Source organism: Janthinobacterium sp. CG_23.4 (assembly GCF_029892305.1).
GTDB classification, from domain to species: Bacteria; Pseudomonadota; Gammaproteobacteria; order Burkholderiales; family Burkholderiaceae_D; genus Janthinobacterium; species Janthinobacterium lividum_D.
In genome coordinates this window covers 1,266,149-1,278,623 of the sequence record NZ_JARXUX010000001.1, presented here as the reverse complement: position 1 = coordinate 1,278,623, position 12,475 = coordinate 1,266,149, and the positions used below count along the sequence as shown (strand labels likewise).

The window sequence follows — 12,475 nt, the reverse complement described above, 5'->3', positions numbered from 1 at the left end:
CCAGCTCTTTGCCTCTGGGTTTGGCGAATTTACTGGCGCTCATAAATCAGGCCAAAACTCTTAACTGAACGGCCTTCGGGTCTGACCCCGGGTTTTCTTCAATTTAACGATAAAAGTCAACATGACCCCTACGACCAAAAAAGTCACCTTCGCCTTCGTCATCTTCCTCGTGGCCGGCGTCCTGCTGCTGGCCGCCTACGCCTGGACGGCCCTCAGTTTCTCGTACTCGGAAGGCGAACGGGCGGGCCACCTGCAAAAGTTCGCCAAACGGGGCTGGATTTGCAAAACCTGGGAAGGTGAATTGCTGCTGACGGCGCTGCCGGGCACCATCCCTGAAAAATTCCAGTTCAGCGTGCGCGACGAGGAAGTGGCGAAGCAACTGTCGGCCGCTGCCGGCAAGCGCATCGTCGTCACCTACAGCCAGCACAAGGGCGTGCCGACGCAATGCTTCGGCGAGACCGAGTATTTTGCCGACAAAGTAGCACTGAGCCAGTAACAGCACCCTTTCCGCAATAGCGCGCCGGCCAGCCATGCTAGATCATAGATACTAGATACTAGCGCCGGCGCCATTGCCTTCCCCTCCCAGCAGCAAGTCACTGCCAGCAAGAAAAACGGGCCGCGGCAGGTCCGTACGCTCAGATACCCATATCGAACAACAGTATCGCGAGCGGCAGTGACGCTCGCGATACTGCAATAGAGGCCGCGCAGTCGGTTTGCTTCGGCATTTTGCCTAGCGCGAACGCCAGACGGCGCCGGCGTCATTGGGCTGCGTCAAACGCTCGATCACTTCGCGCGTCAAGCTGGCCGAACTGACTTGTTCGGCTTTCGCGCGGGCGGCGCTCAAGGAACTGGAAAAGACGGTTTGCGGTTGCTCCAGGCTGGCGCGCAGCGCCGCCAGCTCATGCTCTTGCTGCTGCGCGCGGGCCGTATCGAGTTCCAGCAACTGCTGCTTGGCGGCCGCCATCGCGCGCGTGGTGTCGGCAACCTTGCGCTGCAGGGTGGCATGGGCCTGGGCACTGGCCAGCAAGGCTTGCTGCGCGGCGAGCTTCTCGCTGGCCGCCTGCTGCGCGACCCGTTCCAGCTGCTCGCGCCGACGCATGGCATCGAGCGCTTGCTGTTCCAGGGTGGCGCGCGTTTCAGCGGCCACCGTCGCCTGCTTTTCCGCTTCCAGGCGGCCGGCGATGGCTTGCGCGGCGCGCTCTTCGGCGCTGCTGGTCTGACGTTGCTGCACCAGCTTTTGCGCGATCAAGGCCAGCGACTCACGCTCGGCAGCGACGAAATCGCGCTCCGACGCCAGTAACGCATCGGCAGCTTGCGCCTTGTCTTCTTCCACGCGGGCGCGTTCGCTATGCACTTGTCCCAGTTCCACGGCCAGGCGCGCCTGCGCCTGCACGGCTTGCGCGGCAGCGGCTTTCTGCTCGCCTTCGAGCAAGGCCTGGTCGCGCAGGATACGCAGGGCACTGGCTTCTTTTTCCGTCGCTTCGCGCAAGGCCTGTTCGGCCGCGTGCTGGCCGCGCAACAATTGCGCTTGCGCGTCTTCGGCGGCGATGCGTTCTTGCGCCGCGTTGAACGCCAGCGCTTCGGCTTCCAGTTTCTGTTTCAAGGCGGCCAGGGCGCCTTGTTCGGCGGCCAGGCGCTGCTGCTCGGCTTGCAGCAGCTGCTCTGCCTGCTGCGCTTTTTCCTGCGTCAGTTGCGCCGCTTGCGCTTGCGCAGCCAATGTCGCCGTGCCTGCATCAAGCGCGGCCTGCTCGGCGTCATTCTGGCTGGCGGCCAGTTGCGACGCCTGGCGTGCCAGTTCGGCGCGTGCATGCGCCAGGCTGGCGGCACGCTGCTGCTCTTCCAGTTCGCGCGCTGCCGCCACGGCGGCGGCCTGCTCGGCCGCTTCGCGGGCCTTGGTTTCTTCAAGAGCCGCCGTTTCCGCCTCCAGCTTGGCGTGGCCGGCGATTTCAGCATCCTGTTCGGCGGCCACGCGGGCCAGTGCCACGGCGCGCAGCTGGCGGTCCACCTCGATGCGCGCTTCGGTGGCGGCAAGGATGCGCACGTCGGCATCGCGGCGCGCCTGCGCGCTGGCCACGGCAACCATTTCCAAACGCTCGCGGTGGATGGCCGCGTCGCGCAATTCCTTTTCCGTTTGCAGGCGCAAACGCAGCGACTGCGCCGCATGGCGTTCCGATTCCGCCTGCGCCAGCGCGATGGCTTCGCGTTCCTGTTCCAGGTGCGCCAGCGCGCGCGCTTCTTCCAACGCGCGCACTTCGGCGGCGGCGCGGTTGAAGGCCGATTCCAGCGCGATCTGGTCGGCGCGTTCGCGTTGCACCGTCAAGTCCAGCGCTTCGCTTTCCGCTTCGGCCAGCATCTGCGCGGTCTGGCGCGCACCATGCGCATGGCGCTCGCGTTCACGCGCCAGCACGGCGACGCGCGCGTCGGCCGAAGCGATGCCTACCATTTCTTCCTTGGCCGCCTGCACGGCGGCGACCCGCTCGACCGCTTGCAGGCGCGCCTGCTCCGTCTGTACTTGCAATTCTTCGGCGGCGCGGGCGGCCTGCTCGGCCAGCTCCGACTGCACGGCCACTTGCTCGCTGGCGCGCAAGCGGCTTTCCTGCTCGACGCGCGAACGCTGTTCAGCGGCCAGGCGGATGGCATTGTCGGACTCCACGCGGGCGCGCAGTTCGGCCGTCTCCTGCTTGACCGCTTCCAGACGGGCTACGCTGGCCTGCGCGGCGGCGCGCATGGTATCGAGACGTTCACGGTTGGCGGCGATGGCTTCTTCGGCCGCCTGCGCATTTTGCTGTGCGGCGGCGGCGGCGGCAGCGTCGATGGCGGCGCGGTCTTCGGCCAGCGAGCGCACGCGCGCCTCGGCCAGCGCGCGGCTCTCGGCGGCGCAGGTGGCCTTCGCTTCCGCTTCCACGCGGGCAATCGCTTCGTGGATGGCCTTCAATTCCATTTTCTGGCGTTGCGCAGCAGGCGCCTTGCTATCGGCTTCCACCGTTGGCTCGGCCTGCGGCTGCAGCATAGGAGTGGCAGGGGTGGCAGGGGTGGCAGGAGCAGGAGCAGAAACCGATGCAGCAGATGCAGCCGGCGCCTCGGTCTTGCGCTCCAAATCCTTGAAATCATGCAGCGACACCATGCTGCCCTGGTCGAACTCGTCGTCAGCCGCATAGGCGACGGTGAGGGAAGCGGCCTGACGCTGATTTTGCTGTGCTTGCATGATTTCTCGCTTATTCGGGTGAATTCCATTGCTTATAGGAATTTGTTAGCACCATTATCGAGCAGGCATGCACAAATCAGCGCGGCAAGTAGAGGGGCGTTTACCGCCCTTTTCCCGCGTTTAGGTCAAACCGGCCACAAAGGCGCCTCCTCCATCAAGGCAACTTGCTCCCTCAGTTCCAATATCCTGTCCTGCCAGTAGCGCTGCGTGTTGAACCACGGGAAGGCGACGGGGAAGGCGGGGTCGTCCCAGCGGCGCGCCAGCCAGGCCGAATAATGGATCAGGCGCAGGGTGCGCAGCGCTTCGACCAGGTACAGCTGGCGCGGGTCGAAATCGCAAAAATCTTCGTAACCGGCCAGGATGTCGCTCATCTGGCGCACCATCTCGCCACGCTCGCCCGACAGCATCATCCACAGGTCCTGGATGGCCGGGCCCATGCGGCTGTCGTCGAAATCGACGAAATGCGGGCCCGCGTCTGTCCACAGCACGTTGCCGCCATGGCAGTCGCCATGCGTGCGCAGGACGGCCACGTCACCTGCGCGGTCATAGCAGCGCTTGACGCCATCGAGCGCCTGCTGCGCCACGCTGGAATAGGCGGCCACCAGTTCAGGCGGCAGGAAATTACCCTCCAGCAAGAATTCGCGCGGCTCGACGCCAAACGTCTGGTGATCGAGCGCCGGTCGCTCCTGATAGGTGGACAGCGCGCCGACGGCATGGATGCGGCCGATGAAGCGCCCTATCCATTCCAGCGTCGCCGGATCATCCAGCTCTGGCGCGCGCCCGCCGTGACGGGGGAAGACGGCAAAGCGGAAGCCCTGGTACTGGTGCAGGCTGCTGCCATTGATCTCCAGCGCCGGCACCACCTGGATTTCACGTTCGACCAGCTCGGAGACGAACGCGTGCTCTTCCAGGATAGCAGTATCGCTCCAGCGCTCGGGGCGGTAAAACTTGGCCACCAGGGGCGCGCTGTCTTCGATACCCACCTGGTAGACGCGGTTTTCATAGCTATTGAGGGCCAGCAGGCGACCATCACCGCGCAACCCCACGCTATCGAGTGCGTCAAGCACGCAATCGGGGCTCAGGGCGGAAAAGGGATGGACGGGCCGGTCGTCCTCGTGCGGCTGATTTTCATTGTGCATAAGCGACATTGTACGGCGCGCGCGGGCCGCCGGCACAAACACTTCTGTGACGAAGCCCAGCTAAGCGTATACTAGCGCCTTACATTCAATCAAAGAGCAAGCCATGCAACTCGAACAGCCATTATCAGAAAAAGAATTCGACGAATTAGACCAATTCCTGTTGTCGGAGCGCTGCTCCGAGGACGCGATGACCATGGATATGCTGCACGGCTATCTGACGGCCGTCGCCATCGGCCCGGAACCGATCATGCCGGCAGAGTGGTTGCCGCGCGTCTGGGGCGAAGATGCCGAAGATGCACCGAAATTCAAGAACAGCAAGGAAGAAGAACGCATCGTCAACCTGATCATGCGCTTCATGAACGAAGTGCTGGTGACGTTTGAAGTGGCGCCGAAGGAATTCGAAGCCCTGTTCGTCGAGCACGACTACGAAGGCCAGACCCTGATCGACGCCGAAGCCTGGTGCTGGGGCTTCTGGGACGGCATGGAATTGCGTCCTGGCGCGTGGAATGAAATCTGGGAGTCCGAAGTAGCCGAGCTGATGCAGCCGATCTATTTGCTGGGCGCCGACGAAATCAAGGAAGAAGAGCTGAAACTGGTGGAAGACCCGGTCAAGGCGCACAAGCTGGCGCAGGAGCTGGAAGCGAACCTGCCAGCCATCCACCGTTTCTGGGTACCGCGCCGCAAGGCACCGGTGCAAACCATGAAGCGCGAAGAGCCGAAAGTGGGCCGCAACGACGACTGCCCATGCAGTAGCGGCAAGAAGTTCAAGAAATGCTGCGGCGCCGAGCCGGCAGCCGAGTAACACTGCCACGCCCCTGCCCCTGATGCCGGCCGCCCCTTGTCGGGGCCCGGCGTCAGTCGAGGCGGACGTGTAGCAAATGATTCAGGCGGCCCTGCGCGCCACGCTTCTGGCTGGGATGACGCAGACGTCGCCATCGCTGTTGCTCGCCGTCCTCAGGGCAATGCCATATAGCGCGGACAGCGCGGGCACGGCGCCGGCGTCGCTGGCAATATCGGCCAGTAGCTGGCCGGAGCGCACCAGCAGCAGCCGCTCGAAACCCAGCAAAGCATGATTGATGTCGTGCACGATGGCGATGACGGCGTGGCCGCGTGCGGCGCAAAACTGCTGCAGGCTATCGAGCAGATCGAACTGCAGGCCGGGATCGAGCGCTGCCAGCGGTTCGTCGACGAGTATCAAGCCGTTTTCCACATCCCACATCTGCGCAAAGATGCGCGCCAACTGCACCCTGGCCTGTTCGCCGCCGGACAAGGTATCGAGGCGGCGCTGCAGCAGATGCGCGGCGTGCGCGAGGGCGGCCGCGTCCTGCACGATACGCCCCAGTTGCGGGTCGACCAGGCGCGCCACGCGTCCCAAGCCAATCACCAGCGCGCACTGCAGCCCGAAGGCCACGTTCGAACCTTGCGGCAGGACGGCGCGGCGCCGTGCCAGCTCAGCCAGCGGCCACTGCGCCAGCGGCCGCCCTGCGAACACCACCGTGCCCGCCTGCGGATGCAGTTCGTTTGCCATCAGTTTGAGCAGGGTCGACTTGCCCGCGCCGCTGGGGCCGAGAATGGCGATGCGCTCGCCAGGCGCTACCCGCACGTTGAAGGGGCCGAAATACTGCTGGCCCAGTTGCGTGGTGGCGAAGCTCAGCTCAAGTAAGGGCGTCATGCGTATCGCTCCTAGGCAGTGCCGTGGCGGAAGCGCCGCAACAGCATCAAAAAGAAAGGCCCGCCCAGCAAGGCGGTGAATATGCCGACCGGGACTTCTGCGGGAATGGCCACGGTGCGCGCCAGCGTGTCGGCCAACAGCAGCAGCAAGGCGCCCATCAGCATCCCCAGCGGCAGCACGCGGCGCTGGTCGGCCCCCAGCCAGGTGCGTACCAGATGCGGCGCGATCAGGCCGATGAAACCGATGCCGCCGCACCAGGCGACGGCAAAGCCCGTCAACACGGCCACCAGCACGATCACTTGCGTACGCAACCGGCCCACGTCGATGCCCACGTGCAGCGCCTGCGCCTCGCCCAGCGCCAGCGCGTTCAAGGAGCGCAGCAGGAAACGCGTGGCCCACAGCGCGCCCGCCAGTACCAGCAGCAGGGCCGCCACCTGTTGCCAGCTGCCGGCCGATAGCGAGCCGAGGGTCCAGAAAGTGAGAGTGCGCAATTGATCGTCGCTGGCCAGGTAGATGCACAGACCCATGATGGCCACCGTGATAGCGTTCAACGCCACCCCCGTCAGCAGCAGGCCGACGATGGAGCCCGGCGTGGCCCAGCGGGCGACTCTGTCGAGCAACACGCAAATGAGCATGGCGCCGGCAAACGCGGCTCCCGGCAGCAGCCACACGCGCAACTCGGGCGCTATGTGCAGGCTGGCGGCAAAGACGATGGTGGCCGCGCCAGCGCAGGCGGCGCCACTGCTCACGCCGAGCAGCCCCGGGTCGGCCAGCGGATTGCGAAACAGTCCTTGCGTCAAGCCGCCGGCCAGCGCCAGCGCGGCGCCGATCAGGATGGCGAACAAGGCGCGCGGCAAGCGAATATGCCACAGCACATACGCGCCGCCCGACAGTGACTGGTCGCCAGCTTGCCACGGCGCCAGCCAGTCGGCCAGCGCCACCGGTACGGCGCCCGCCTGTACGGCGATGAGCAAGCCGCAAGCCAGTGCAGCCAGCAGCACTCCAGCAGCGCCCCAGTGTGGCAAACGCCAGGACGCTGGCGCCGTCATCGTGCGCAGGTTCATGCCGCCATGGCTTTGGCGAAGGCGGCATCGAGCTCGGTCAGCGCCTGCGGCATGCGCGGGCCAAAGCCCAGCAGCAGCATGGCTTCCTGCGAGACGATGCGCTGCTTGCGCCCGGCCGGCGTCTGCGCCAGGCCCGGTAATGTGAGGATACCGTCCACGCCGCCAGAAGCCTTCAAGCCCTGCTCGGTGACCAGCACGATGTCGGGCCGCGCGGCGATCACGGCTTCTGGCGTGAGCGGCTTGTAGCCGGCGAATCCACCCTGGCCGCCCATCACGTTGATGGCACCCGCATACGCGAGCATGGCGTCGGCACCTGTCTCGCGTCCGCCCACCATCACCTGGTTGGGCGCATGGGCGAGGATGAACAGCACGCGCACGGCTGATTGTACCGGTGATTGGCTACGCTGGCGCACTTTGGCCAGGGCGCCGTTCCACTGCTGCTGCAACGTTTGTACCAGGCGTGCGGCGGGATCGGCACGTCCCGTGATCTGCCCCACCTGTTTCACGCGTTCGAGCAAGCCTTCAAATTTGTTGTTGGCGTTCAGTACCGTCATCGTCACGCCCGCGTCGCGCACCTGGCGCAGCACCGTTTGCGGCCCCGCTTCCTCGGTGGCGATCAGCTGCGTGGGGGCTAGCGACAGCACGCCTTCTGCCGACAGGGTGCGCGCATAGCCGACCTGCGGCAACTGCTGCGCCACGGCCGGATACAGCGAGGTGGTATCGACGCCCACCAGTTCGCCCTGCGCCCCGAGCGCATAGACGATTTCCGTCAGGGCCCCGCCCACGCTGACGATGCGCCGCGCTTTGAGCAGCGGCTTGCCGGCGTTGCTGACGGCGGCCAGCACCTGCATCGGCGCGGCCAGCGCCAACGCCCCTGCCCCCATTTTTTTCAGCGCGATGCGGCGCGCCACGCTGGCGGCGATCATGCGGCGCATAATTCGTCCTCCTGCACGACGCGCTCGACGATGTGGCGCCATTCGCACAATTCATGTACCCCTGGCTTGCGTTCGCCAAAGAACATGACGATGCTCTCGCCCTTGGCGTCGAACAGCTCCACGGATGTCACCAGGCCATCGACGGTGGGCTTTCTGACCACCCAGGCGCTGGCGATATGGTCTTCGCGCAAATGCAGGCTGAAGCGCGTGTCGAGGACATTGATCCACGGCCCCATCACGGCGACCTTGTGCACAGGCCCCGAATGAATCTGGAGCATGCCCGCATTGCCGACGAAGGCCATGATGGCGACCTTTTCACGGGCGGCCTCGTTGAGCAGGTCGAGCACGCAGGATTTGTCCAACGGCTGCACGAAGCGCGCTTCGGCAAGGCGCAGGCCCTGCAGGCGCGAAACCGAATACTTTTTCAGCAGGGTGAAAAACTCATGCGTGTCGCGCAAATCGGCCCAGGCGGCGCGAAAACCGGCCACATCGACCTGCGCGTCGGGCAATTCCAGCGGCGCCGGCGGTGGCGGCGTCACGACGATGCCGGCCGCCTGGTCGACGTCGGCAAAGCGCGCCACCAGGGCGTCATAGGCCGCCAGGTCGCTTTCCGAGCGCAGAAAAATCTTGTGCACGGCATGGCCGGCGGCATCAAAAAATTGCAGGCTGCGCTGCATTTCTGCTTCGCCGCCTTTTTCGCTTGCCTCGCGCACGGCAAAGCCATGCGTCCAGTGACGGTAAAACACGCGCAGGTCGATCTCGCCGCCCAGCACCAGGCCCACATGGTTGTTGTGACTGGCCTTGCGGTAGACGCCGGTTTTTTCATGCACGCAGGAAGCGTTGCGCGTCAGCGCCATGACTTCGCCCAGCGGCTCCAGGGCGGCGATGATGGCAGGCCAGTGTGCCTGCAGGCGCTCGGCGCCCAGCAAGGCGCCATCGGCCAGCGACAGCCCTGCGTGCGCGGCAATCAGTTCGCCTTCAGAAATGCCCAGTTCTTCGGCGATGTCACGCTGGCGGGCTTTTTTCTCGCGGCGCAAGCGGGCAAACTCGCTGGCAAGCAGCTCGGTATTGCAAATGGGGAAGGTACTCAACACGGCGTCTCCTTTCAAGGCGAACACTGGCTGGCATCGGCTGGCTGGTGATGGGGGAATCTTGACGTCAATTATAAATGAGAATCATTCGCAATCAAGACTTATTTGTACGCAACATTTGCGCGCAAAAAAAAGCGCCGCGACAGGAAACCCGTCGCGGCGCCAAAGGAGACCGATCGATACAGCCGATCAGTTCAAGAAAACAGGATCAGCAGACTCAAGCGCTCGCCTGCGCAGCCGGCATGGCCGCCGTCTTGGGTGCGGGACGCTGCGCCAGCAGGACCACGGCGGCCAGCACCATGGCACCGCCCAGCAACTGCGTGCCGCTGACCGATTCCTTCAGCAAGGTCACGCCGAACGCCATCGTGATGACGGGTTCAAACGTGGAAATGATGGATGCCTTGGCGGCACCGATCTGCGCCACGCCGGCAAAAAATGCAGCTATCGCGATCGCCGTCGAGAACAGGGCGATGGCGCTGACTGCCAGCCAACCCGTTGCCGTGCCTGGCAAAGAAACACCTTGCCACATGGCAATCGCAGTATTCGACAGCCCAGCCGTACCGAGGATCACCACACAGGCGGCCAATGGGTGAATATTGTCGCGGCTTTTCGACAGGCTATTGCCAACCAGGATGTACACGGCGTACACGCCGGCGGCCATCAATGCAAGGGCAATGCCGATAGGTTGACCCTGCAGCTTGCCGCCCAGGGTGATGGCCATGCCCGCAATGGCCAGCGCCATCAGTACCAGCATGCGCCGGTCCAGCTTTTCCCAGCCCAGCGCCAGCGCAAGAATGGTCACCAGCACGGGATAGACATACAGCAACATGCCGCACAGGCCACTGCTGGCATACAGCAGGGCATTGAAGTAACCTTGCGACTGGACCGTGTACATGAGCCCCATCAGCATGTAGCCGACCAGCAAGCGGCCGCGCGGCAAGCGCCAGCCGCCCAGCCAGACCAGCGGCAGCAACAGCATGGCGGCAATAACGAAACGCAAGGCCAGCATGCTCGACGGGTTGACCCCGGACGCATATGCCGCCTTGGCAAACACTGCGGAGCTGCCGAAACCGGCAGCCGACAGCAACACCAGCGCAACAGCGCGGCGATCAGACATGACTAAACCTCTTTGAGTACGCCAGGGTAAACCTGCTGCGCGTCGCGCTTTGCGGCCGGCGATGCTCACCGTACTGAAGTACGGTTGCGCTTCTCGGCCACAAATCACTGCAGCTCGCGACGGTTTTCCCAGGCGTTGTAAATATTAATGCCAAGCAAGGCTGGAAGGTGATGCGTACGTGAAATGCATGCGTGAATCATATTGCGGGTCACTTCACGCAGTGACGGCATCATATTCCCTTGCGCGAAATGAAACAAACCAATATTCTTCACGGATAGGCCAAATATTATTGAGGCTCAATTCTCTTGAAGAGTGCTATGTCACGTTCCTTGCCGCCCCTCGCCGCCCTGCACGCCTTCGAGGCGGCCGCCCGCCATGAAGGCTTCCAGCGCGCGGGCGAAGAATTGCACGTCTCGGCCGGCGCCATCGGCCATCACGTGAAACAACTCGAAGCGTGGCTAGGCGTGGTGCTGTTCCAGCGCCTGCCACGCGGCGTGGTGCTCACCAGCGCCGGCCAGCGCTATGCGGCGTCACTGGGCCCCATCCTCAAGCAACTGGCTGATGTATCGGAGCAAGCGCGGCGCCAGGGCGATGACAAGGTGGTGACGGTGACGGCCACCAGCTCGCTCGTCTCGCGCTGGCTGATGCCGCGCCTGGGCCGGCTGCGCGACCGCTATCCGCAAATCGAACTGCGCGTGCTGGCGTCGATGCATCCGGTCGACCTGGCGCGCGACGGCGTCGACGTCGCCATCCGCCTGGGACCGGGTCGCTATCCGGGCCTGAAGGTCGATTTACTCATGGAAGAATGGTTTTCCGCCGTCTGTAGCCCAGGCTTTCGCGCCAACGCCACCAGCCTGCGCCAGAGCGCAGACCTGCTGCGCTACCCGCTGCTGCACGATGAGCCGGAAGTACACCTGCCCGGCGAAATCGACTGGACGCGCTGGCTGCACAGCTGCGGCGTGCATTACAGCGGCAATAGCGGCAACAGCGGCGCGCGCTTTTCGCACACGTATTTATGCCTGGACGCGGCCGCCAGCGGCCAGGGCGTGGCCATTGCCGCCAGCCCCCTGATCGGCGACGACCTGCGCTCGGGCCGCCTGGTGCGCGTGTTCGAACACGCCGTGCGTGGCCCCCACTGCTACTATTTGCTGCGCTCGCCGCAGGCGGAAACACGCCCGCTCGTGCATGCCTTCTGCGAATGGCTGATCGCCGAGGCGCGCGCCGACCAGGAAACCGTCTGGCCCAGCGTGCAGACAGCATGACGCACAGGGAACTGGGGCGCAGCGCCACATATCGCGTCCAGCATGAATATGAACAAGCCACGGTGACGGCGGCCGATGACAGGCAAGCCAGCCTGGGCAATTCTATGGTGACCCGGCCGTGGCCTTGATCGATGCCGATGAACAGTGGTGCGCCGTGGCGGGCGAGGGATTGGTGCTGTGCCGGCTGGGCCAGCCGTTCGAGCAGTGCTCGGACTATTTCCGCCAGCCTGGCGAAGTGCGCTGGACCACGGCTTTACGGCAAACGGGAGCGTTTGCGCTGAAGTGGCAAGATGAAGATGGCGCTTGGCGCAGCCTTGCCTTTGAGGCGGCGGATGTGTCGGCTTACGCGCCAGGGCGCCAAGCCGACAACACCATTACAGTTTAATAAAGTGTTCGCGGTAGTATTTCAGCTCTTCGATCGATTCCAGGATATCGGCCAGCGCCGTGTGCTTCTGGTGCTTCTTGAAACCGGTGGCGATTTCGGGCTTCCAGCGCTTGCACAGCTCTTTAAATGTCGATACATCAACATTGCGATAGTGGAAGAACGCTTCCAGCTTCGGCATGCCGCGCACCATGAAGCGGCGGTCCTGGCCGATGGTGTTGCCGCACATGGGCGACTTACCTGCTGGCACGTATTTTTTCAGGAAGGCGATCAATTCCGCTTCCGCCTGCGCCTCCGTCACGGTCGACGCCTTGACCTTGTCGATCAGGCCCGAGCGGCCATGCGTGCCCTTGTTCCAGGCATCCATCTTGTTCAGGGTTTCATCCGATTGATGGATGACGAACACGGGACCTTCTGCCAGCAGGTTCAAGTGCATGTCCGTCACCACCACCGCCACTTCGATGATGCGGTCGGTATCGGGCTCCAGGCCCGTCATTTCCATGTCGACCCAGACCAGGTTCATCTCGTTTGGACGTGCCGGCACCGCCGGTGCTGGGGTGGATGCAGAGGTGGGGGCAGTTAAGTCGGTCGCTTGTGACATAATTCTC

At 64.0% G+C, this 12,475-nt stretch carries 12 protein-coding genes; 4 read left to right on the top strand and 8 right to left on the bottom strand.

Annotated elements, in window-relative coordinates:
- Nucleotides 1-121: 121 nt before the first annotated feature.
- The gene (locus H4V96_RS05640) at nt 122-496 is read left to right on the top strand and encodes a hypothetical protein (protein WP_010396093.1); all 375 of its coding nucleotides are present in this window, start codon (nt 122-124) and stop codon (nt 494-496) included.
- A gap of 234 nt (nt 497-730) precedes the next feature.
- Here the strand turns inward: H4V96_RS05640 and H4V96_RS05635 are convergent, their stop codons facing one another.
- On the bottom strand, nt 731-3,205 hold the full coding sequence (locus tag H4V96_RS05635; RefSeq protein ID WP_196856144.1) for a hypothetical protein: 2,475 nt from the start codon (nt 3,203-3,205) through the stop codon (nt 731-733).
- 125 nt (nt 3,206-3,330) lie between these two features.
- Nucleotides 3,331-4,344, bottom strand: coding sequence for a serine/threonine protein kinase (locus H4V96_RS05630; RefSeq protein ID WP_196856145.1), 1,014 nt, complete (start codon nt 4,342-4,344; stop codon nt 3,331-3,333).
- A 103-nt stretch (nt 4,345-4,447) separates the two neighbouring features.
- On the opposite strand from H4V96_RS05630, the gene H4V96_RS05625 reads away from it, so the two are divergent.
- Entirely contained in the window at nt 4,448-5,146 is a 699-nt protein-coding gene (locus tag H4V96_RS05625; RefSeq protein WP_196856146.1) for a UPF0149 family protein, read from the top strand.
- Nucleotides 5,147-5,227: 81 nt separating this feature from the next.
- Here the strand turns inward: H4V96_RS05625 and H4V96_RS05620 are convergent, their stop codons facing one another.
- From H4V96_RS05620 to H4V96_RS05600, 5 genes are all read right to left on the bottom strand, one after another.
- Nucleotides 5,228-6,016 carry an ATP-binding cassette domain-containing protein gene (locus H4V96_RS05620; protein WP_280720750.1) on the bottom strand — a complete coding sequence of 263 codons (789 nt, stop codon included), beginning with the start codon at nt 6,014-6,016 and terminating at the stop codon, nt 5,228-5,230.
- Nucleotides 6,017-6,027: 11 nt separating this feature from the next.
- Nucleotides 6,028-7,080 carry an iron ABC transporter permease gene (locus tag H4V96_RS05615; protein WP_196856148.1) on the bottom strand — a complete coding sequence of 351 codons (1,053 nt, stop codon included), beginning with the start codon at nt 7,078-7,080 and terminating at the stop codon, nt 6,028-6,030.
- Complete coding sequence (locus H4V96_RS05610; RefSeq protein WP_196856149.1) at nt 7,077-8,015, bottom strand: ABC transporter substrate-binding protein; 939 nt, start codon at nt 8,013-8,015, stop codon at nt 7,077-7,079. The genes H4V96_RS05615 and H4V96_RS05610 overlap by 4 nt, the downstream gene beginning before the upstream one ends.
- Nucleotides 8,003-9,109 (bottom strand): ChuX/HutX family heme-like substrate-binding protein, encoded by a 1,107-nt coding sequence (locus tag H4V96_RS05605; protein ID WP_334686021.1) that lies wholly within the window; start codon nt 9,107-9,109, stop codon nt 8,003-8,005. Before H4V96_RS05605 ends, H4V96_RS05610 begins: the two co-directional genes overlap by 13 nt.
- 214 nt (nt 9,110-9,323) lie before the next feature.
- Nucleotides 9,324-10,223, bottom strand: coding sequence for a DMT family transporter (locus H4V96_RS05600; protein ID WP_010396079.1), 900 nt, complete (start codon nt 10,221-10,223; stop codon nt 9,324-9,326).
- 317 nt (nt 10,224-10,540) lie between these two features.
- Between H4V96_RS05600 and gcvA the strand changes: the two genes are divergently transcribed.
- Complete coding sequence (gcvA, locus tag H4V96_RS05595) at nt 10,541-11,485, top strand: transcriptional regulator GcvA (protein WP_196856150.1); 945 nt, start codon at nt 10,541-10,543, stop codon at nt 11,483-11,485.
- Between the two features lie 118 nt (nt 11,486-11,603).
- Complete coding sequence (locus H4V96_RS05590) at nt 11,604-11,870, top strand: hypothetical protein (RefSeq protein WP_196856151.1); 267 nt, start codon at nt 11,604-11,606, stop codon at nt 11,868-11,870.
- Here the strand turns inward: H4V96_RS05590 and orn are convergent.
- A complete protein-coding gene (gene orn, locus H4V96_RS05585) occupies nt 11,860-12,468 on the bottom strand; it encodes an oligoribonuclease (protein WP_029496240.1) in 609 nt (202 codons plus the stop codon). The genes H4V96_RS05590 and orn overlap by 11 nt on opposite strands.
- Between the last annotated feature and the right edge of the window lie 7 nt (nt 12,469-12,475).